Below are 1298 nucleotides of genomic sequence, written 5' to 3' on the forward strand. Positions count from 1 at the left end.
TGAAGTGCCCCCCAAAGATTAGACAAAAATAAATATTAACTTTCAAGAGAATGAGTTCGGAATTGTACCGGACTCATTTTCAATTTAGAAACAATCCGTTCGTTGTTGTAGTAATCAATATACTCTTTCAAACAGTTGATGAATTCATTAACTGTTTGAAAATGTTCGCCGTAAAACATTTCTACCTTTAGTCTGCCGAAGAAGTTTTCCATCGCTCCGTTGTCCATACAATTGCCTTTACGGGACATACTTTGCGTAATATTATGTTCAGCAAGCAAACGCTGATATTCTGCGTGCTGATATTGCCAGCCTTGATCTGAATGAAATATCGGTGCTGCATTGGCAGGAAGCTTGTCTAATAAACCATATAACATTTCTCGTATCTGCCGCAAATTAGGATTTAATGAAATAGAGTATGAAACAATTTCCCGGTTGAATAGATCCATCACTGGAGACAGATATACTTTCTCATTGCAAACCTTAAACTGAGTAACATCTGTTGTGAGCTTTTCAAAAGGCTTTGCTGCATAAAAATTTCTTTTTAATAGGTTATTTGCAACTTTTCCAATTTCACCTTTGTACGAATGGTATTTGTCGTTTTTTCGCTGTTTGCCTTTTAAACCAAGACTATTCATCAACTTTAATACGGTTTTGTGATTTATTGAATAACCTTTGTTACGCAAAACAGTTAATATTCTGCGGTAGCCATACCTACCTTTGTTGGCATTAAATATATCTAAGATCGCTTGCTTTTCACATTCATACTTATCTTTGTTTACGTGTTTAAGGTAGTAATAGAATGTGCTTCGTGCCAAACCGGATAATTGCAATAAATCTTTTAGCGGATACTTTTGCCTTAGTTCAGCGATAATTAACGCCTTTTCCCGTTCTTTCGCTCTTCCGCAAGAACTAAGGCACTCAGTTTTTTTAAGTATTCGAGCTCCATTCTCAGCCGCTGATTTTCGGCGATTAAATCTTCCTCGACCTTTTTATCTAACTTAGGTGGCCTGCCTCTCCTTGTTTTGCCGGTGGAACAACCTCTACCTCTTCTCTCTTTCATCAGACCTTCGGCTCCTTCTTCTAAGTATATGCGTTCCCACCGTTTGAGCATATCTACTACGCTGCCGCTTTCTCTTAATTGATACTTTCGTGCAGTTTCTCTGTATCCCAAATGATGTTCTAGCATATCCATTATAACACACGTTTTAAATCCTGGCGAGTATGTCCTGTTCTTTTTTCCTGTCTTTCCCATAAAAATATGCACCTCCAAAAGTGTCTAACTTTTGGGGTGCATATCA

2 protein-coding genes are annotated in these 1298 nt (G+C 37.7%); both read right to left on the reverse strand.

Annotated features, from left to right (window positions below; genetic code table 11):
- Positions 1–35: 35 nt before the first annotated feature.
- Positions 36–935, reverse strand: a complete 900-nt coding sequence (locus tag KQI32_RS13230) for an IS3 family transposase (RefSeq protein ID WP_308167063.1) — start codon at positions 933–935, stop codon at positions 36–38.
- Positions 872–1252 carry a helix-turn-helix domain-containing protein gene (locus tag KQI32_RS13235; protein WP_216426110.1) on the reverse strand — a complete coding sequence of 127 codons (381 nt, stop codon included), beginning with the start codon at positions 1250–1252 and terminating at the stop codon, positions 872–874. Before KQI32_RS13235 ends, KQI32_RS13230 begins: the two co-directional genes overlap by 64 nt.
- Positions 1253–1298: the final 46 nt, after the last annotated feature.

Source organism: Acetivibrio sp. MSJd-27 (assembly GCF_018918095.1).
GTDB lineage: Bacteria > Bacillota > Clostridia > UMGS1840 > HGM11507 > HGM11507.

Bases quoted from the DNA above. Each gene is read 5' to 3' on its own strand.
- KQI32_RS13235 (WP_216426110.1), bottom strand. From the start codon at position 1,252: ATGGGAAAGACAGGAAAAAAGAACAGGACATACTCGCCAGGATTTAAA.